Raw genomic sequence first — 17,383 nt, forward strand, 5'->3', positions numbered from 1 at the left:
GAGTTTAATACCCCGCTACCCGCCGACGGTTTTTATAACAACCTATAAAAACGTTAGTTTTTGCAGGTTTTCTGGTATTAAACCCGAGACCAATTCCTCGGGAGAGAAAAATACTCCAGACCGAAGGTCTGCCTTGCTCTGCGGCGGAGTATTTTATTATAACAGTGCTTTCGCATATCTTCAATCAATTAAAACCAATTAAAACGATTTATGCGGCAATTAACAGGACAGGACTTCTAAAAACTGACCGGGTTTTCAGAGATTCCCAGGATAAAGAAAAGCCAAGCCTGGTTAACAAAAGTAAAACAGGACCGTTTATTTTGGCCTGAAGCATTGCACAATTCCGATAATGGACATTATAGTATTCCCATGAAACCGAAAAATAAATATGTAATAAATCATTTTCAGTTTTCCTCCTGGGATTTTGAAAATGATACGGAAAAATCTGCACGGGAGCCGGAAGCCGCAAAAAAAGAAGGTCTGTTTTTTCCGGGTACGGGATTCTGTGGAAACCCTTCCTTGTTTTTTTCACTTTATTTGTTTTGATTTTTTCCTTTATCCTGTTTACAGGCTGTAATTCTTCTCAAAAAGAAAACCAGGAGCAGCAGGATACTCTGAGAATAATATCCATGGCGCCTTCGTGTACGGTTATCCTTACGGATCTGGGACTGCCCGGATCTCTGGTTGCAGTTGATTCATGGTCAGCGAGGCAGTACGGCCACCTGCGGGATCTGCCCAGTTTTGATATGATGGATCCGGATATCGAGCAGATAGCGGCGCTGGCCCCGGACATACTGCTTGTTTCCACAATGACCCAGGCCGGGGCAAACAGGGACCCATTCAAACCTTTGTCGGATATGGGAATACAGGTGATATACTTCCCTACCAGTGAAAGTCTTGCCGATATAAAACGGGATGTGCGGCGTATAGCGGATATTACAGGAACAAAGGACCAGGGTGAAAAAATTGTTGCGGATATGGAAGCAACAATAGAAGAAATTGCCTCGGTGGCGCAGACCATTCCCGAAACGGACAGAAAAACGGTTTTTTTTGAAATTTCAGCGGCTCCTTTTATTTACAGTTTCGGACAGGGGGTATACCTGAATGAATTGCTTGAACTTGCCGGGACGGATAATATTCTGAAGGATGAAACCGGCTGGGCAGCCGTTAACGCCGAAACTGTTTTCAGCCGCGACCCGGAAGTCATTCTGACAAATGTCAGTTATCTTCTGGATCCCATTCCGGAAATAAAAAGCAGGCCGGGCTGGAAAAGCCTCAGGGCCGTAAAAAATAACCGGGTATATTATATTGATAATATCAAAAGCTCGCAGCCTGCGCCCGCAGTTATCGGGACGCTGAAAGAAATTGCCGGGGCAGTATACCCGGAGTATTTCCATTTTGACGATAACAGCATAACCATAGAATGACTTTAAAACGGTGTTTTCTTATTTTTTCACCTCTCCTGACCGTGTTGATTATACTCGCAGGAATAGGGATCGGTTCGGTTTTTATTTCTCCGGGACAGACAGCGGCGATACTGTTGCATAAACTTGCCGGGAAAGACTTGCCGGAGTCAATTCCCGGGACATTTGCAGGAATTGTCTGGTCCCTCCGGCTGCCGAGAGTTTTGCTGGCCTGGATTACCGGGGCCGCCCTCTCCGTAAGCGGAGCTGTCATGCAGTCGGTCTTAAAAAACCCTCTGGCCTCTTCTTTTACTCTCGGAGTTTCCTCGGGCGCATCGCTGGGGGCGGGACTTGTCCTGTTTTTCGGCAGCGCTGTTCCTTTTCTGGCTTTTCTTCCCGCGGAAATTGTTTCTTCCGTGCCGGTTCCGCTGGCAGGGTTTTTATTCAGCATGCTGGCAATCGCTGTTGTTATGGGGTTTTCGGGAGCCGTAGACCCTCGTTTCAGCAATACAACGGTTATTCTTTCGGGGATGGTTTTTTCCCTTTTTATAAACGCTGTTCTGACGCTTCTCTCCGCCCTTTCCCGCCAGGAAATGAGCAGGCTTCTTTTCTGGCAGATGGGGAGTTTCGCGCTGAAAGGCTGGTCCCCTGTTGTTCTTTTGTTTCCTGTTGTAACGGCGGGAATTCTTGCTGTTTTTTATTTTCGCCGGGAGATGGATATTTTATCATTCAGCGACGATGACGCTATTGCGATCGGTGTGCCGGCGGGGAAAATAAAAAAGATCCTGATCATACTCGCGTCCCTGTTAACAGGCTTTACTATTTCATTTGTCGGTGTTATAGGGTTCCTTGATCTGGCCGTGCCCCATGTAGTCCGGAGAATCTTCGGGCCGGGACACCGGACCCTCATTCCCTTTTCCGCCCTGTTCGGGGGTTTCTTTATGGTGCTCGCCGATATTCTGGCAAGAGTCATTATCCCTTCGCTGGAGCTGCCGGTTGGGGCGATAACGGCTGTTTTGGGGACCCCGCTTTTTGCATGGATTTATATCAGCTCGCGCAAGAGGTATGCATGAAAAAGCCGGATGATCTGCCCGGAGAAAAAAAACAGGCGGAGGTTCTGCTGAAGGCGGAAAATCTTTACGCAGGATATTCCGGACGCCGTCATAGAAAAGGTAAAGACAGCCGCGAAAACAGTTTTCTGAAAAATATAACTTTCTCTTTGCATAAGGGGGAGCGTCTGTGCATAATCGGGCCAAACGGATCGGGCAAGACAACGCTTCTCCGCGTTCTGGCCGGAATTCTGCCATATTCCGGTTCCTGTGAGCTTGCTATAACCGACCCTTTTTCCCCGGACTGCGGCAGGGCGCTGGAAAGGGCGGCGCTGCCCCCCGATATGGCAGCCCGCGAAACAGCTTTTTTGCAGCAGCTTTCCTTCCCGGAATTCTCCTATACGGTCGGAGAAACAGTCTGGATGGGCCTGTATGCCGGACTAAAACAGCAGAGAAAAATAAAATCAGGCAACAGATCGGAATACTTCAGCAGGACAGTAGCCGACGCGCTCAAACTCTGCGGTATTGAACAGATATATGATAAAACCCTTGATTCCCTGTCCGGCGGACAGCTCCAGAGGGTGTTTTTTGCCCGGACGCTGGTTCAGGAACCGGCCGTACTTCTTATGGATGAACCCGCGAACCATCTCGACCTTTTTTATCAGATTGAATTGCTGAATCATATAAATACCTGGGTCAGGGGAGGAAATGAATGCGGAACTCCGTCCGGCAGACCCCGGGCAGCCATAGGCGTGTTTCATGATCTTTCACTTGCTCTTTATTTTGCTGATACCCTTATACTGATGAATGAAGGATGCATAGCTGATTATGGCCCGCCGCGTGCCGTAATTCACGGAAATACAATCCGGACCGTATATAATATGGATATTCCGGACATAATGCGGAAAATTTTACAAAAATGGTAAAATCTGTTATGCTTAAGAATGTGGTACACAAAATAAAAGACTCGGTTCCGGACATTCATTCGTCCGTTTTTGTCGCGCAAACTGCAGAAGTTGCCGGAGAGGTGTTTATCGGCGAAAGTTCTTCTGTTTGGTTCTCCGCATCGGTACGCGGGGATATAGCCCCTATTACTATAGGAAAAGACACCAGTGTACAGGACGGCGCGGTAATTCATTGCGATACGGGCCAGCCCTGCAGAATAGGCGACGGTGTCACGATCGGGCATGGAGCTATTGTACATTCTGCGGAAATCGGAAACAACACAATTATTGGTATGGGTGCAATTATTTTAAACCAGGCGGTAATCGGTGAAGACAGTATAGTCGGAGCCGGCGCTCTTGTAACCGGCGGAAAAACTTTTCCGCCGAAGTCAATGATCCTTGGCAGTCCCGCAAAGGCTGTCAGAGAGCTTACGCCTGAAGAACTGGCCCACAACCGGGAAAATGCACAGCATTATGTACAGCTCGCTTCCTCGGCCCGAACGGATTATCAGGAAGTGGAGGTACAGTGACAATTAAAGATATTATTGAAGAACTGCCGGCCCATGTCGTTTACGGGGTACCCGGATTTCAGGATTTCTTTGTCGGGAAAATTCTGGCAGGCGATCTAATGAGTGATATTCTTGTATCCGTTGAAGATGAGGCGCTTCTTATCACGGGACTCACAAATGAACAGGCCGTCCGCAGCGCCGATATAATGGGAATATCAACCATTCTTCTGGTAAATGATAAACTTCCCCCGCCGGGAATGAAATCGCTTGCGGAGGAATTCGGCATTACCCTGCTTGCTACGCCGATGCCCATGTTTGAATCCTGTGCAGCTCTGGGGATTATTCGTGAATTCAAAGATGGAATGCGCTGAAACAGCGCCTGATCTGGCCCGGGAAGTTCTGAAAAAGGGCCTTGTTTCAGGGGTTTTGTCAGCGCCGCGCAGGACCGGCAATCAAACTCAAACAGCACAAAAAATCCGCATACGTAAAATAACACAGGGAACTGAAGAGGTTTTCCATCTGGAATATTTTCAGGGGAAACAGGTTTTTCACCGGAATAAAACAGGGCCTGAACTCGATGCTTTTATAACTGAATCACTGGGAACTGTGTATGCAAAAGCTTCTTTTTCCGTGCAGAATGGGGAAACCATTCAGGCTCTGTCAAATAAACGCGGCAGACTTTCCGTATTGCGGAAAAATAATCCGGATACAGCCGGAGCCGTTCATCTTTCCGCCGGACAGACCCATGACAGGAAAAAAAAATACATCCTGGAAGAAGGCGTTCCGGTTCCCTTTCTTATGGATTTGGGCATCATGAATTCTTCCGGAACGGTTTTAAAAGCAAAATATGATAAATTCCGCCAGATAAACAGATTCCTCGAGTTTATTGAGGATATAGTTCCGGAACTGCGCCGGCATCTGTCGGAAGAAAAGAAAACCCTTTCAATAATTGACTTCGGCTGCGGCAAATCATATCTTACCTTTGCGGTATATTATTACCTTGCCGTACTGCAAAAACTTCCGGTCCATATTACAGGTCTTGATCTGAAAAAAGATGTGATACAGAAATGCGGGACACTCGCGCAAAAATACGGATATGACGGACTTTCATTTATTGCGGGCGATATTGCCGGATATGCGGAGAATGACAGTCCCGATATGGTTATTTCGCTTCATGCCTGCGACACGGCTACGGACGAAGCCCTTGCCCAGGCTGTACGAAAAAATGCAAAGATCATTTTTTCCGTACCCTGCTGCCAGCATGAAATAAACGGCCAGCTTTCAAAACAGAATAATGATTCTGCTTCGCAGCCCGGCCGGTTTATTCTGGCGCCCCTTCTCAGGCATGGTATTGTCCGGGAACAGTTTTCTTCTCTGCTCACCGATGCGCTTCGTGCGTCATTACTGGAAAAAGCCGGGTATACGGTACAGGTTATGGAGTTTATCGATATGGTCCACACACCGAAAAACCTGCTCATCCGCGCGGTGTTTTCCGAAACCCGGGAAAACACCAACCAGAATACCGAATACGAAACCCTGCGGGATTTCATGGGCGTGCATCCGGCTCTTGAAGGCCTGCTTTCCTGATTGCCGCTATCTGTCGGCGCTCTTTTCCCTGTGCACAAGATACACCGGATAAAACAAAAAGACACTGTACATAATCCCGTATACCGTACTGAAAATGGCATAACAGAAAGCCGTAGCCGGACTTATTTCCAGAGCCGCTTCGGGATAATCCCTCACGGTGAGAAAATATGACAAAAGGCCCTGAAAGGTTGACACTACACCGGCCGCGACAGACACCCAGATCAGAGACAGATAATGGCGGGCCGTACTTGCGGAGCCTTCGATTTTTTCCGCTTTAAAAACAAACATAGTCTTTACGCCCCGGACAAAATCCTTCCAGTGAAAGGTAAAAACCGAAAAGACCAGTACCGCGGCAAGGCTTATAGGCATGGAATCCGGATTAATGAAAAAGCCCGCATTACCGCTGAACCAGGAATAAAGCAGAAAAATCCCTGTAATGATAAGAAAACCAAGAAAAATCATGTCAGCTCCTTTATACCGGTAAAGTAAATTGTACCCGCATATTATATATACAGATTTGACGGCAGAATGTTGGAAAAACATTCCGCTCGGTTTTTACCAATAATAAAAATTTCACGAAAAACTTGACTTTGACACTGGTATTATCCTTACTTTTAAGTAACAGCTATTACAAAAAGAAAACCCAAATCAACACGTTATACATAAAATCTTCCCGATAAGAAGCAGTTTGTTCCGGACATACACATAAGGAGAACCCTATGAACACAAAAAGCAATCCCCTTGAAGGCCGCATCGCCGATCTGGTTTTCGATAACGGCTATCATTATCGCAGCGAGTACCTGCCCGGAAACCGCCTGAAATGGACGGACATGAATCCCAAAAGTCCCGGGGACAGTGAAACCGAAACTGTCCATGTATATCAGCAGGAAGACGGGATATTCACCGTCAGCTGGATTGAAAGTACAGGAGCGGCGGTCACCCATTCCATCAACATCAATGAAGGGCACGTTCAGGGATTCCGTTCCGCGGACAAACTGTCCGCCTGCGGCGGCAGGGAAGCATGTTTTTTCAGCGGCACTTACACCCTCATCCATGCCGACGGAAACCCCGACAAGGTTCCGCTGACCAACCTGCAGATCGTGACGGATTTCTGGGAAGGATTCTTCAACCGTCACGACATAGGATACGCCGACAAATATTTAGCCGCGCCATACACCCAGCACAACCCCGGCGTGGCGGACGGCGTGGAAGCATTCAAGGAAAGGTTTGCACCGATGTTCAGGAATGAATACAGGGAGTTCACCGCGGAAATCGTGCGCTCAGCTTCTTCGGGAGACCTGGTATATCTGCACAACCACAAGCGGCCGCACCCCGGCGATCCCGGAAACGCGGGTATGGATATTTTCCGGGTAGCCGGCGGGAAAATCGTGGAACACTGGGATATTATCCAGCCGGTTCCCGCGCAGGCGGCGAACGCCCATCCGATGTTTTAAGGAGGTATGATAATGCAAACAATAGAAAAACAAAAACTGCCTACACCATTGGCCGGCACAGGCCGGAAATAATGGCGCCGCCGCTATTCAGCGGCTAGCTGTCCAGACGGGGAATCATATTTTTACGGCTTTTCCGATCCGGGCCCGGGGATGCTGTTCCAAAGTATCCGAGTATTCGACCAGATCAATAGAGCAGTCCGTGCCTATAATAACATTTTTTCCCCGTACAACCCTGGCCTCGGTCTTTTCGATATCCACGGTATCGAATTCGATTGTTTCAGCAGAAAGGACTGTTTTCCTGCCGAATAATCTGCCCCTGACCCGGATTTCCTTTCCGCCGGCATCCTTTACCTTGCTGGAATATCTTGATTTTATATGGAAACTATCCGCGCCCAGAAAATTTCCCGCGGTTACCGCTCCGTTCACTTCCAGGCTGGCGCATTCTATGCTGCCTTCGGCCATAAGTTCCCCGAGGACCGATACTCTTTCCGCGGCAACGTCCCGCGCCGTGACAGTCCCCATCACGGACAGATTATCCTTGACCTCCAGCTTCCTGAGTTTCGCGGTCCCCATTACTTCCATGACATTGCAGAGGATATCATCTTCCGAATCCAGGGTTCCCATAACCTTGAGTTCCCGGGATTCCAGTTTTCCCGAAAGAGAAAGGCTTCCCATCACACGGACCTGACTGTATGTGCCGCCGGCCAGGGACGACTCTCCCATAATATTCATTTTTCCAGGTTCATTCATTCTTCCGCTCCTAAATGGATTGTTTTTCCAATCTTTGCCGAGGGATGGGCCTCAAAGGCTTCATGGTATTCTACCAAATCAATAGTGCATTCGGGACCTATCTTTACTTTTGCGCCCCGGACAGTGGTTGCCTGAACCTGGGAAATATCGATCCGGTCGCCTTCAATTAAAGTACAGGTGAAATTCTTTCCCTTATGCCGCCAGGGAATAAGGTCCATGATAAATTCCGCGGCCGCATTATGATGTTCCTTATAAATAGTAATATCCTTTCCGCAGACCTCACTGGCCCCGGAACCGTATACGAATTTTATATCAATATTTTCCGCGTTCAGGGTCCCTCCAACCTGGAAAGACCCGGATCCGGTAAAACTTTCCGCCTCAAGGTCCTTGCCCACATTGAGCAGGCCCGCCAGCCAGCAGGAACCGCTTTTCAGGTTTCCCGCAATTTTACAGGTGCCTTCCACATGGATACCGGTACACACCATATCACCGCTGAAACTGGCGACCCCCTCTACCTGGACTTCATTACATGTGATATCGCCGTTCACATTGGCAACCCCTTCTATCCTGACATTCTCATAGGTCCCCCATTCGTGTGGGTGACCCCGCTGAGTTTTAATGTATTCACTGCCCTATCCTCCATTTCGTCTTTATGGTTTCCCAGATCTCCGCCGTAGGGAGACTGGCTATCTCGTTTGACCCGCGGTCAACCTTTACCCCGGATTTTTCATCCCGGAGAATACTGAAGGTGACCCCCATTTTCCGGTACACCGATAATACAGGCGCCGGTTCAAAACTTTTGAAATCCGACAGGAGCTGTTCCAGGATTTCGCCGGTTTCTGAAAGGTTCAGGGTTCCATCCCTGAGTAGCCGGTCGCAGATTCCCAGGTATAGGACCCCGTAAAAATCCAGAACCTGCCCGGGAACGAATTGGCTGAGTCCCGTTACCGCCTTTGAAATAAACCCCTCCCGGATTAATTCTTCCGGAGTAGTCTGTATTTCCAGAGGCGCCCCGGAAAAGGTTTGGGCCAGATCGTCCAGGGAAAGTTTTTCCTTCATCTCCTGAATTTTGGCGATCCGTTCCAGTATTTTTTCCCTGGGGAAAAATGTTTCCGGCCCCGTAAAGGTCGATTTTTTTATAAACCAGTCTTCGGGAATCAGCTGCTTCCGTTTCCAGCGGTACAGGGCTCCATAGGATATCCCTGTCAGCGCCAGCAGTTCTTTTTTGGATATCAGGTTTTCTTCCATGCGGCCTCCCGTTTAATGCAATATTGCTATGTTACTCATTCTTTCTGATACTAACGTAACATAACAATGTTACACTGTCAAGAGGAAAATGTTTTTTTGGTGAAAAATTCTGAAAAAACGCTTTCGTGATACGATGTGCGGATAAAATACTTATTCAATATTGTCAAAGATGGAAAACAGTTTTAAGGGGTATCCGCCTTCCGAAGCTCACTACATCGAATGCAAATGTAACCTCCGGACACCGGGCCGGCACTGATGCTGGGAGGCTGCATTCCCCTCCCCCTACATATCAAAGGCCAGCTGTCCGCCCGGCGGCTGTTCATCGGGCCACTGGTACTTTTTCATGTCGATGCTGCCGTCCTGCAGAAAGCCCACGCCTTCCTGTTCCAGCAGAACCCTCTGCTGTTCCCGGCCGCCGAAGGCGTAGTCAGGAGCAAGAGTACCTTTCCTGTTCACTACCCGGTGGCAGGGAAGATTCATCCCGTTTTGCACCCGGCTCATTGCGATTCCCACTTCCCGGGACGCCCCGGCATATCCGGCCAGTTCCGCGATTTTCCCGTAAGTACACACCCTGCCTGAAGGAATCTCCGCTACCCGGGCATAGACCCGCTCATAAAACTGTTCATCCATGTCGAACATGCCTGTGTTACACATCCAGCACAAGACCCACGGGACAATGATCACTTCCCTCAACCGTATTGTAAATCTCGGCGGCCTTTACTTTGGGCATCAGCCGGTTGGAAACCAGGAAATAATCCAGGCGCCACCCTACATTGTTGGCGCGCGCGTTTCCCATGTAACTCCACCAGGAATAGGCCACGGTATCGGGATGAAGGGTTCTGAAAGTATCGGAGAAACCGGCGGAAAGGAGCTCGGTCATCCTGGCCCGCTCCTCATCGGTGAAACCCGCGTTCTTCCGGTTGGACGCAACATTTTTGATGTCGATTTCCTCATGGGCCACATTCAGGTCACCGCAGATAACCACCGGCTTTTGTTTGTCGAGTTTCACGAGATAGTTCCGGAAAGCATCCTCCCATTCCATACGGTACGGAAGCCGGAGCAGTCCCCGCTTGGAATTGGGAGTATATACGTTGACCAGAATGAAGTCTTCGTATTCCGCCTGAATAATCCGGCCCTCGGTATCGTGTTCCGGCAGGCCCATATCATACTGTACTCTGACCGGCCCGGAACGGGAAAATACCGCCGTGCCGGAATAGCCCTTTTTGTCGGCGCTGTTCCAGTACTCATGGTACCCCACAAGATCAATGACCGCCTGCCCCTGTTCCATCTTTGTTTCCTGCAGGCAGATGATGTCCGCATTGAGTCCGTTCACCGCGTCTATAAAGCCCCTGTTCAGGGCCGCCCGCAGTCCGTTTACATTCCAGGATACCAGTTTCATAATTCAGTCCTCCGCTTCCGTTTATTGGTAAGAGTCTTTGCTGTTTCCTATTATATATCAGACTTTGGATTTCAGCTATTCTTTCTGTAGCTCAGCACGGCCCAGAGACTGAACACTGCAGCAAAGACACTCAGAGGAATAAGCTGGGAACTCAGATCAGAAATGCCGCTTCCCTTCAGATAGACCTGACGCATAATCTGGATAAAGTATTTAAGCGGATTAAAGGCAGCGATAATCTGCCCCCATTCCGGCATGCTGGCCACAGGCGTAAAAAGCCCGCTCATGAGAATGAGGATCATAACAAAGAAAAACATTACAAACATCGCCTGCTGCATGGTGTTTGAATAATTTGAAATAACGAGTCCCAGACCGGAGCAGACAATGATATAAATCATCGCGGAAAAATAGATGGTGAAAAGATTTCCCACGGGGGTAATCCCGTACATTAAAACGGCGACTCCTATAGAGAGACTCAGGGCGATTATCCCGATAATCCAGTACGGGGTGAGCTTGGACAGAATAAAAATAAATTTATTCACCGGCGAGACATTGAGCTGTTCCATGGTTCCGGCTTCCTTTTCCCCAACGATACTCAGGGCAGGCAGAAAGCAGTTTAATATTGTAAGAAGCATTACCATAATGGCAGGGATCATGTACATTTTGTAGTTAAGCTGGGGATTAAACCTGTTCTGAGAAGTTATCCGTATCTGCGGCGCGCTTCCCCGCACAACCGGCTGGAGTTCGGAACGCAATTCATCCGCGAAATCATTCAGGATCTCCATCAGGTAGTTTATCCCCAGAACACCCTTGGAAGTATTCACGGCATTGGCCGAAACCATAACCGCGGACGCGCCTTCACGGATGAGGTCTTTTTCAAATTCAGGCCTGATCTCCAGGATCATATCGGCCTGCCCCTTTTCAATTGTCCTGAGGGCATGTTCATAGGAGCCGGGGAAACCGGCTGAAACAAAGTATCCGCCTGAAATAATTTTCTGCGTCAGCCGCTCCGAATAACTGCTCCGGTCATTATCAACAATACTGATTTTTATATTTTTAATTTCCTGAGTCGCGACCCAGGGGAATATGACCATCATCAGGATCGGCATACCGATAACGAGACCGATCATCAGGCGGTCGCGGAGAAGTACCTTAAATTCTTTTTCCAGCAAAAACTTAAGCATGGCTTATCCCAGTCTTGTCTTGAATTTTTTCAGGCTTATGGTGAGAAACACCGCGGCCATTCCGATCAGAACCGAAAATTCCAGCAATACCGCGCCAAGGCCCAGACCTTCAATCATAACCTTTTTAACCGCGTTGAGATACCACGACGCCGGTATAATATAGGAGAGTACGCGCAGCACCACGGGCAGATTCTCCACGGGAAACATCATGCCCGAGAGCATCATCACCGGCGCCATCAGGACCACCGCGGAAATAATCATTGCCGCGGCCTGGGAATTGGTGAGGGTCGATATGAGCAGTCCGACGGCCAGAGACAGAACAATATATATCAGCGAAATCCCTATCAGGACAAACAGGTTTCCCTCTACGGGAACTTTGAGCACAAAGACAGACAGAAGCAGAATTGTGGTCAGGTTGACAATGGATATTACAAAATAGGGAGTCAGCTTCGCGATAATGATATACAGGGGTTTTATCGGGGAAACCAGCAGCAATTCCATGGTGCCGGTTTCCTTTTCCCGCACAATGGAGATGGATGTCATCATGGCGCATATCAGTATCATGATGAGTCCCATGACTCCGGGTACAAAACTATAGGAACTTTTGAGCTGGGGGTTGTACAGCATTTTCGATTCCGTGTTTATCATTATGGGAATGTTGTAGCCTTCCATCAGTTCCTGCTGATAGGACGAGATGACCCCGGAGGCGTAACTGATTACCGTAGTAGCCTGGTTGGGATCGGTACCGTCGGCAATGAGCTGTATGGAGGACTCTCCGTTCAGGAGATTGTCACTGAAATTCTCGCTGAACACCATCACCAGATTTACCGCTTCATGCTTGAAAATATCGTTGATTTCATCGGGGTGCCGGAGATAACTGCTGATTTCAAAATAGCCGCTGGCATTCATCCTGTTGGCAATATGTTCGGTAACAGTGTCCCGGGACGGGTCATATACGGCCACCCGCGAATTCTTTACTTCCGTGGATATGGCAAAGCCGAACAGGATAATCTGCGAAACTGGCATGATAAGAAGAATCATTGCGGTACGCGCGTCCCGTAATATATGCAGAAATTCTTTTTTTATAAACGCCCGCAGCTGCTGTTTCATGGCTGATCTTCCTTCCGGGTCGCTTTCCGGGCGAGCTGTCTGAATACCTCATCCATACTTGCGGCACCGTACAGGGTTTTAAGTTTTTCCGGAGAATCCATGGCCGCGATTCTGCCGTCCACCATAATTGATACACGGTCGCAGTATTCCGCTTCGTCCATATAATGGGTCGTTACAAAGACGGTTATCCCGTTTTCGGCGGCTTCGTAAATCATTTCCCAGAACTGGCGGCGGGCGGCGGGGTCAACACCGCCGGTAGGTTCATCCAGAAAAACAATCCGCGGAGTGTGAAAAATCGCCACGGAAAAGGCCAATCTCTGTTTCCAGCCCGCGGGAAGGTTTTTCACAAGAGTGTCCCGCTCATGCATCAGATCAAGCCGGGTCAGCATTTCCTCTGTTTTTACCGAGATATCCCTGCTTTTCATTCCATAGATCCCCGCGAAAAGTCTGATATTTTCCCGGATGTTCAGATTGCTATAGAGGGAGAATTTCTGGCTCATATACCCGATATTCTTTTTCACTTTCTCGGGATGCCGGGAAATATCATAGCCCGCGACAGTCCCTGCCCCGGAGGTAGGTTTGGAGATACCGCAGAGCATCCGCATGGCGGTGGTTTTTCCCGCGCCGTTTGCTCCGAGAAAACCGAATATTTCCCCTTCGTTCACGGTGAACGAAATATTGTCCACTGCCGTAAAGTCGCCGAATATCTTTGTCAGGTTTTCCGTTACAATTACCGGGCCCATATAAAACAGTCCTCAATAGTAGGTTCGATATCCCGCACGGAAACCTGTCCATGACCGGAGGCAGCCAGCCTGTCACGAAGGTCACCCATGTCAGCCCCGTCATTCATAACGGCGTGCAGTTCTTCCCCGAAAGCGAACGCCCCTTTGGTAAAGGCATACTGCCTGACATCCGCCAGAAGCCGGCGCATGTGGTCGCTTTTTATTGCCCAGAGAGTCTGATTAAAACTGTTCACAATGTTTGCGGGTGTATCTTCCTTAAGGAAGACGCCGTTTTTGATAAGGGCCACCCGGTCACACCGGGCGGCCTCATCCATATAGGGGGTTGAAACGATAATCGTTATACCCTGTTCCTTCAGATTATTCAGCATGTCCCAGAACTCGGTACGGGAAACCGGATCGACTCCCGTGGTGGGTTCATCCAGAAACAGAACAACAGGTTTATGGATCAGGGCGCAGCTCAGGGCCAGTTTCTGTTTCATACCGCCGGACAGTTTTCCCGCCCTCCTTTTTTTGAAGGGTTCGATATGGTGGTAAATATCCTTTATGAGATCGTAATTTTCCTCCACGGTAGTGTTGAAAACCGTAGCGAAAAAGGTGAGGTTTTCCTCAACCGTGAGATCCGTATACAGAGAGAACCGCCCCGGCATATAGCCGATACGGTTCCTGATTTTCATATAATCCTTAACCAGATCAAGGCCGTCCACTTCCGCGCCGCCTTTGTCCGCCAGGGTCAGGGTTGAGAGGATACGGAAAAGAGTTGTCTTACCGGCGCCGTCAGGACCGGTAATTCCATACAGTTCCCCTTTCTTCACATTGAAACTTATATTGTCAAGGGCTTTCACAGCACCGAAGGACTTGCTTATATTGCTGACCCGTACCATAAGGCTCCTCTGTTATAGTCCCGTAAACGTAACTTCTCCGTACATCCCTTTTTTCAGGTAACCGTCGTTGTCGACCGCGATCTTTATGGCATACACGAGATTTGCCCGTTCATTCCTGGTGGGAATAGTCTTGGGCGTGAATTCGGCCTTGTCCGATATCCAGGTCAGTGTGCCTGTATATTCCCGCATGTCCTTTTCTCCGAAATCGGCGGATACGGTGACCTTTTGCCCCAGTTTGAGTTTGGTAAGCTGGTCAGAGGTGATATACGCCCTGAGGGTCATGCGGCGCAGGTCGGCAATCCTGAACAGGGCTTTTCCTGACTGAACGTACTCTCCTTCCTGGGCATACTTGGCCAGTACGGTACCGCTCAGTGGCGCTGTTATGGTACTTTTGTTTATCTGATCTTCAATCTGCGCGACCTGAATCTCCAGGGAAGCGATTTCGTTCTGGGTAGCCGCGTTGTTACCGGTCAGGGTGGTTCTCTGCGCGTCCAGCTGTTTTTCCAGGGACACAAGTTGGGAACGTATATCGTCCACCTGTTTGGTCGTTGCCGCGTCGGATTTCAGAAGGTTCTGGTACCGTTCAAGTTCTTTTTTCTGGGTGGCGATATCCTGCTGGAGCGGCGCAAGCTGAACGGCCACGTCGACCTTGCGGCTTTCGGAGGTTTTTATGCTGGCTTCCAGCTGGGCTTTTGACAGTTCCTGCTGGGTTTTGTCGATCTGCCCGACAACGGCCCCGGCTTCAAGCTCTGTCCCCTCCTCAAGCGTAAAAGAGACAAGCTGCCCGTTCGCCTGCGCGGACACAATCACTTCCGCGGCTTCGAACACCCCCGAGGCGTCAGGGCCGTTTTTCTTGCCGCCGCAGGATGTGAAAAGCAGTGCCAGTACTATAATATTTAGTAGCTTTGTTTTCATTGGTCCGCCGATGGTCAATTATTAACCGTGTTTCTAAACTTATATACCGCTTCCAGAAATTCAATTTCATGAAGCATCTTATTCTGGTACGCGAGGTTTTCCTCGATAACTTCCCGCATATAGTCGGCAACTGTCATGATTCCTCCGGCAACCTTTGCTTCCGCCGACTTTCTCACATTCCGCCTGAGAGCTATGATTTCATCATCATATTTCATGGTTTCCATCAGCCGTTCAAGATTGGAAAACTGCTGTTTTATGTCAAGATTTGTATTAAGCAGGAATGTTTCCCTGTCCGTCTCGACAGACTGCCTGTTTACTTCTATTAATCTTTTGCTGTTGCCGATTGTATACAGATTGCTGAAAGTCCATGACAGCTTTAAACCGCCCTGGAAATAGGGATGAAAGTCATTGTTCAGCATATCCAGACCGGGTTTTCCGTAGTTGCCCGAGAAAAAAAGGCTGATTTCCGGCATATTGTCCGCCAGAATAGAACTCTTCTGCGATTCATACAGGGCGACCTGGGCGTCAAAGAGTTTCAGTTCCGGCCTGTTGATTTCAAAGGCAATGGGAATATCCACCATGGGAGTTACAAGACCGGCGCCGAGGTCAAGGCCGGTCATGGTTTCCAGCATAAGGACATAGGCTTCACGGGAGGACAGCAGCTGTATCCTGTCCTGGAAAGATTTAATCTGTTCCAGCCTGACCGAATCCAGATCGGCGCTGCCCGCGATCCCGTTTTCCACATGGGCGGTTATGGTTTTATAGCTGTTTTCAAGCTCCGCTGCATACAGTTCATTTTGCCTGAGCTGTCCGTCCAGTAAAAGGATTCCGAAAAAAAGCTGATCCACCCGGTCATTCAGTTTGTACAGTTCAACTTCAAGCTGAAGAATATCTATTTCTTCGTTTGCCCTGGATTGTTTTTTCTGGGCTCTGACGCGTCCGCCGTCCCAGAGTACCTGCGCGACGTCCACCGTAACCAGATACTGATCCTTGCTGAGCGATTCGAAGCCCGGAAGATATGTGGAAAATTCCGTTACCTCGGACTGGTAGGTTGCACGCCCGGATACGGTAACCACGGGAAGATACCGCCTGTTTGCATTGGATACGGTATAGTCGGATGCTTTCGCGATAAGATCCAGTTTTTTTACAAGAGGATAATTCAGCCGGGCCTGCTCCCGGCATTCCTCAATGGTAATCTGGGCCGCCGCCGGGACAGCAAAAAGCGCGAACAGGATAAAACCGAATACCGGCAGTGGTTTTCTAACCATTTCTTAATCCTCTGGCTGTGAATGCTTTGGCAGGGCCGCGTCCGCGCTATACAGACCAAACATCAGAACCGCATTTTCCATAATTACTTAACTGATATATTTAATAAAATAATTACGTGGACAAAAAGCAAGATAATTTTTTGTTATTTGGTCTTAAAACGGGACAATGCGCCAGTTCGATTTCGGCAGTGCAGTGTTATCTCCCTTATTATGAATCATGCTGCGTAATTTTTCTATCTTTTTCAAAAAAATCGCATCTATAATAAAACAATCCTGTATGTTTTTTATCAGATACTATAGAGAAATAGTGAATGTCTTCTTTTTTGTATCAGCATTTGACAAACCTGTATGCGCAAATTATAGTAATTATGCTAACTAATAATATAGTCAATAAAATTGATTATATTATTGAACAAATCATCTTAACAGAAGGTTTGCTGTATAAGCCAGAATTTCTGAAAATTATTGCTGTGTGGAGGACCGGAATGAAAAAGATGCCTCCGGTGGAAAAGATATATGAAGCCTTCAGCGCCCTTGCGGACGGACGGGTTAAGATGGAAGAAACCAGCGCTGCTGTCCGTTCCTCTAACGGCGCAAAAACGTATACGGTTCAGTGGGAAGGAGATCTGTACCGGTCCAGCGACAGCGCCACCTACTGGCAGGGTTATCCGGGATATCCGGTCATCGCCGTGCTGATGCTCCAGGGGCGGCTGCCCTGTGACAGCGTTGTTGTAAAACTGTTTGCCGGGATCAACTGGACAGAGCTGAACAAAAAGCACAAAAGAGATTACGCCTCCGCTGCGGCAGAGGTAATAAATGATCTCTCAGAAAAAGGGGCCAATGTCGAAGCAGTGCGCGCCGCGGCAGCTGGGGCCTATGCGGCCCTGGAAAATCTGGAGATTACCGTAGGACGGGCTTCGGACAAACAGTCCTAATGCTGAT

General features: G+C 48.8%; 20 protein-coding genes. 8 read left to right on the forward strand and 12 right to left on the reverse strand.

The genetic code is table 11. The annotated features are described in order from the left end of the window. Nucleotides 1-629: 629 nt before the first annotated feature. From K7I13_RS07930 to K7I13_RS07955, 6 genes are read left to right on the forward strand one after another with little or no spacing between them, the layout of a single operon-like run. Nucleotides 630-1,427, forward strand: coding sequence for an ABC transporter substrate-binding protein (locus K7I13_RS07930; RefSeq protein ID WP_255944736.1), 798 nt, complete (start codon nt 630-632; stop codon nt 1,425-1,427). Beyond that, nucleotides 1,424-2,476 carry a FecCD family ABC transporter permease gene (locus tag K7I13_RS07935; RefSeq protein WP_255944737.1) on the forward strand — a complete coding sequence of 351 codons (1,053 nt, stop codon included), beginning with the start codon at nt 1,424-1,426 and terminating at the stop codon, nt 2,474-2,476. Before K7I13_RS07930 ends, K7I13_RS07935 begins: the two co-directional genes overlap by 4 nt. Beyond that, nucleotides 2,473-3,378: an ABC transporter ATP-binding protein gene (locus tag K7I13_RS07940; protein WP_255944738.1), complete on the forward strand. Its 906-nt coding sequence runs from the start codon at nt 2,473-2,475 to the stop codon at nt 3,376-3,378. Before K7I13_RS07935 ends, K7I13_RS07940 begins: the two co-directional genes overlap by 4 nt. Next, nucleotides 3,372-3,926: a gamma carbonic anhydrase family protein gene (locus K7I13_RS07945; RefSeq protein ID WP_255944739.1), complete on the forward strand. Its 555-nt coding sequence runs from the start codon at nt 3,372-3,374 to the stop codon at nt 3,924-3,926. Before K7I13_RS07940 ends, K7I13_RS07945 begins: the two co-directional genes overlap by 7 nt. After that, a complete protein-coding gene (locus K7I13_RS07950) occupies nt 3,923-4,276 on the forward strand; it encodes a hypothetical protein (RefSeq protein WP_255944740.1) in 354 nt (117 codons plus the stop codon). Before K7I13_RS07945 ends, K7I13_RS07950 begins: the two co-directional genes overlap by 4 nt. Beyond that, a complete protein-coding gene (locus K7I13_RS07955) occupies nt 4,251-5,492 on the forward strand; it encodes a class I SAM-dependent methyltransferase (protein WP_255944741.1) in 1,242 nt (413 codons plus the stop codon). The genes K7I13_RS07950 and K7I13_RS07955 overlap by 26 nt, the downstream gene beginning before the upstream one ends. Before the next feature lie 6 nt (nt 5,493-5,498). Here K7I13_RS07955 and K7I13_RS07960 read toward each other — a convergent pair whose 3' ends face one another. Beyond that, complete coding sequence (locus K7I13_RS07960; protein ID WP_255944742.1) at nt 5,499-5,954, reverse strand: hypothetical protein; 456 nt, start codon at nt 5,952-5,954, stop codon at nt 5,499-5,501. Nucleotides 5,955-6,211: 257 nt separating this feature from the next. Between K7I13_RS07960 and K7I13_RS07965 the strand changes: the two genes are divergently transcribed. After that, entirely contained in the window at nt 6,212-6,946 is a 735-nt protein-coding gene (locus tag K7I13_RS07965) for a nuclear transport factor 2 family protein (protein WP_255944743.1), read from the forward strand. Between the two features lie 114 nt (nt 6,947-7,060). On the opposite strand, the gene K7I13_RS07970 is transcribed toward K7I13_RS07965, so the two are convergent. The 11 genes from K7I13_RS07970 to K7I13_RS08020 all read right to left on the reverse strand — a co-directional run bounded on the left by K7I13_RS07970 (nt 7,061) and on the right by K7I13_RS08020 (nt 16,441). Further along, on the reverse strand, nt 7,061-7,696 hold the full coding sequence (locus K7I13_RS07970; protein ID WP_255944744.1) for a hypothetical protein: 636 nt from the start codon (nt 7,694-7,696) through the stop codon (nt 7,061-7,063). Next, the gene (locus K7I13_RS07975; RefSeq protein ID WP_255944745.1) at nt 7,693-8,244 is read right to left on the reverse strand and encodes a hypothetical protein; all 552 of its coding nucleotides are present in this window, start codon (nt 8,242-8,244) and stop codon (nt 7,693-7,695) included. Before K7I13_RS07975 ends, K7I13_RS07970 begins: the two co-directional genes overlap by 4 nt. 76 nt (nt 8,245-8,320) lie before the next feature. Continuing rightward, nucleotides 8,321-8,944: a DUF4004 family protein gene (locus K7I13_RS07980; protein WP_255944746.1), complete on the reverse strand. Its 624-nt coding sequence runs from the start codon at nt 8,942-8,944 to the stop codon at nt 8,321-8,323. A 282-nt stretch (nt 8,945-9,226) separates the two neighbouring features. After that, a complete protein-coding gene (locus K7I13_RS07985; RefSeq protein ID WP_255944747.1) occupies nt 9,227-9,583 on the reverse strand; it encodes an MGMT family protein in 357 nt (118 codons plus the stop codon). 7 nt (nt 9,584-9,590) lie between these two features. Next, nucleotides 9,591-10,343 carry an exodeoxyribonuclease III gene (locus K7I13_RS07990; protein WP_255944748.1) on the reverse strand — a complete coding sequence of 251 codons (753 nt, stop codon included), beginning with the start codon at nt 10,341-10,343 and terminating at the stop codon, nt 9,591-9,593. 71 nt (nt 10,344-10,414) lie between these two features. Beyond that, nucleotides 10,415-11,524, reverse strand: coding sequence for an ABC transporter permease (locus tag K7I13_RS07995; RefSeq protein WP_255944749.1), 1,110 nt, complete (start codon nt 11,522-11,524; stop codon nt 10,415-10,417). A 3-nt stretch (nt 11,525-11,527) separates the two neighbouring features. Further along, nucleotides 11,528-12,634 (reverse strand): ABC transporter permease, encoded by a 1,107-nt coding sequence (locus tag K7I13_RS08000; protein ID WP_255944750.1) that lies wholly within the window; start codon nt 12,632-12,634, stop codon nt 11,528-11,530. Continuing rightward, on the reverse strand, nt 12,631-13,377 hold the full coding sequence (locus K7I13_RS08005; protein WP_255944751.1) for an ABC transporter ATP-binding protein: 747 nt from the start codon (nt 13,375-13,377) through the stop codon (nt 12,631-12,633). The genes K7I13_RS08000 and K7I13_RS08005 overlap by 4 nt, the downstream gene beginning before the upstream one ends. Beyond that, complete coding sequence (locus K7I13_RS08010; protein ID WP_255944752.1) at nt 13,365-14,258, reverse strand: ABC transporter ATP-binding protein; 894 nt, start codon at nt 14,256-14,258, stop codon at nt 13,365-13,367. The genes K7I13_RS08005 and K7I13_RS08010 overlap by 13 nt, the downstream gene beginning before the upstream one ends. A gap of 12 nt (nt 14,259-14,270) precedes the next feature. Further along, entirely contained in the window at nt 14,271-15,173 is a 903-nt protein-coding gene (locus K7I13_RS08015) for an HlyD family secretion protein (RefSeq protein ID WP_255944753.1), read from the reverse strand. A gap of 14 nt (nt 15,174-15,187) precedes the next feature. Further along, nucleotides 15,188-16,441 (reverse strand): TolC family protein, encoded by a 1,254-nt coding sequence (locus K7I13_RS08020; protein ID WP_255944754.1) that lies wholly within the window; start codon nt 16,439-16,441, stop codon nt 15,188-15,190. A gap of 485 nt (nt 16,442-16,926) precedes the next feature. Here K7I13_RS08020 and K7I13_RS08025 point away from each other — a divergent pair, with 485 nt between their 5' ends. Next, the gene (locus tag K7I13_RS08025) at nt 16,927-17,376 is read left to right on the forward strand and encodes a UCP014422 family protein (protein ID WP_255944755.1); all 450 of its coding nucleotides are present in this window, start codon (nt 16,927-16,929) and stop codon (nt 17,374-17,376) included. Nucleotides 17,377-17,383: the final 7 nt, after the last annotated feature.

Source organism: Brucepastera parasyntrophica (genome assembly GCF_022376835.1).
Taxonomy (GTDB): domain Bacteria; phylum Spirochaetota; class Spirochaetia; order Treponematales; family Treponemataceae; genus Brucepastera; species Brucepastera parasyntrophica.

Excerpts from the sequence above, each read along its gene's own strand:
- K7I13_RS07930 (WP_255944736.1), top strand. The coding sequence starts at position 630 with ATGGCGCCTTCGTGTACGGTTATCCTTACGGATCTGGGACTGCCCGGA.
- K7I13_RS07935 (WP_255944737.1), top strand. The coding sequence starts at position 1,424 with ATGACTTTAAAACGGTGTTTTCTTATTTTTTCACCTCTCCTGACCGTG.
- K7I13_RS07940 (WP_255944738.1), top strand. The coding sequence starts at position 2,473 with ATGAAAAAGCCGGATGATCTGCCCGGAGAAAAAAAACAGGCGGAGGTT.
- K7I13_RS07945 (WP_255944739.1), top strand. The coding sequence starts at position 3,372 with ATGGTAAAATCTGTTATGCTTAAGAATGTGGTACACAAAATAAAAGAC.
- K7I13_RS07960 (WP_255944742.1), bottom strand. The coding sequence starts at position 5,954 with ATGATTTTTCTTGGTTTTCTTATCATTACAGGGATTTTTCTGCTTTAT.
- K7I13_RS07965 (WP_255944743.1), top strand. The coding sequence starts at position 6,212 with ATGAACACAAAAAGCAATCCCCTTGAAGGCCGCATCGCCGATCTGGTT.
- K7I13_RS07970 (WP_255944744.1), bottom strand. The coding sequence starts at position 7,696 with ATGAATGAACCTGGAAAAATGAATATTATGGGAGAGTCGTCCCTGGCC.
- K7I13_RS07980 (WP_255944746.1), bottom strand. The coding sequence starts at position 8,944 with ATGGAAGAAAACCTGATATCCAAAAAAGAACTGCTGGCGCTGACAGGG.
- K7I13_RS07985 (WP_255944747.1), bottom strand. The coding sequence starts at position 9,583 with ATGTTCGACATGGATGAACAGTTTTATGAGCGGGTCTATGCCCGGGTA.
- K7I13_RS07990 (WP_255944748.1), bottom strand. The coding sequence starts at position 10,343 with ATGAAACTGGTATCCTGGAATGTAAACGGACTGCGGGCGGCCCTGAAC.
- K7I13_RS07995 (WP_255944749.1), bottom strand. The coding sequence starts at position 11,524 with ATGCTTAAGTTTTTGCTGGAAAAAGAATTTAAGGTACTTCTCCGCGAC.
- K7I13_RS08000 (WP_255944750.1), bottom strand. The coding sequence starts at position 12,634 with ATGAAACAGCAGCTGCGGGCGTTTATAAAAAAAGAATTTCTGCATATA.
- K7I13_RS08005 (WP_255944751.1), bottom strand. The coding sequence starts at position 13,377 with ATGGGCCCGGTAATTGTAACGGAAAACCTGACAAAGATATTCGGCGAC.
- K7I13_RS08010 (WP_255944752.1), bottom strand. The coding sequence starts at position 14,258 with ATGGTACGGGTCAGCAATATAAGCAAGTCCTTCGGTGCTGTGAAAGCC.
- K7I13_RS08015 (WP_255944753.1), bottom strand. The coding sequence starts at position 15,173 with ATGAAAACAAAGCTACTAAATATTATAGTACTGGCACTGCTTTTCACA.
- K7I13_RS08020 (WP_255944754.1), bottom strand. The coding sequence starts at position 16,441 with ATGGTTAGAAAACCACTGCCGGTATTCGGTTTTATCCTGTTCGCGCTT.
- K7I13_RS08025 (WP_255944755.1), top strand. The coding sequence starts at position 16,927 with ATGAAAAAGATGCCTCCGGTGGAAAAGATATATGAAGCCTTCAGCGCC.